This is a genomic window from Paenibacillus allorhizosphaerae (assembly GCF_042659105.1).
Lineage (GTDB): Bacteria > Bacillota > Bacilli > Paenibacillales > NBRC-103111 > Paenibacillus_G > Paenibacillus_G allorhizosphaerae.
Genome location: NZ_JBHSRV010000076.1, coordinates 1 through 684 on the forward strand (window position 1 = coordinate 1; position 684 = coordinate 684).

Here is a 684-nt window from a genome sequence, read left to right on the forward strand (position 1 = left end):
CGGTATATATTTTCGCGTTCCGTTGTGCTTCGCACAAAGGTCACTTTGAAAACATATACGCTCCGCTTGTAGCTAACCTAAAAGATTAAAGATCGATTAAGATCATCTTTAAGGATGATTCAGCATTGTTGCTTGTTTCGATATCCAGTTTTCAAGGAACAATGTTGCAACTGTTGGATCGACTTTCAGCGATCTCAGTTGTCAACCCTGATTGTTTTCGCTGCCGTAATCGGCAGGAAGATCATCTTACCACAGTCACTATCACCGTGCAACCGGTAATGTTTTCCGTGAAAGTTTCAATGGTGGAGCCAAGCGGGATCGAACCGCTGACCTCCTGCTTGCAAGGCAGGCGCTCTCCCAGCTGAGCTATGGCCCCATATATCGAACCCAAAAAGTGAAGCTAAGCTCTGGAAGTACCACCGAATACTTTTCGGGGACCCTATTTCACTTAGTACAATTGGGAATGGGCCCTAGTGGACTCGAACCACCGACCTCACCCTTATCAGGGGTGCGCTCTAACCAGCTGAGCTAAGGGCCCATATAATAAACCGCCAGAGGCGGTTTAGCTTGGCGACGTTCTACTCTCCCAGGACCCTGCGGTCCAAGTACCATCGACGCTGGAAGGCTTAACGTTCGTGTTCGGGATGGGTACGCGTGGTTCCCTTCCGCCATCATCACCAAACT

Annotated in this window: 2 tRNA genes and 1 rRNA gene; all 3 read right to left on the minus strand. The window is 49.1% G+C overall.

The features are described from left to right. Positions 1 to 300: 300 nt before the first annotated feature. Positions 301 to 376, minus strand: a tRNA-Ala gene (locus ACFQI7_RS37855). An 88-nt stretch (positions 377 to 464) separates the two neighbouring features. Next, positions 465 to 538 (minus strand) — tRNA-Ile (locus ACFQI7_RS37860). Between the two features lie 27 nt (positions 539 to 565). Then, positions 566 to 682 (minus strand): 5S ribosomal RNA (rrf, locus tag ACFQI7_RS37865). Between the last annotated feature and the right edge of the window lie 2 nt (positions 683 to 684).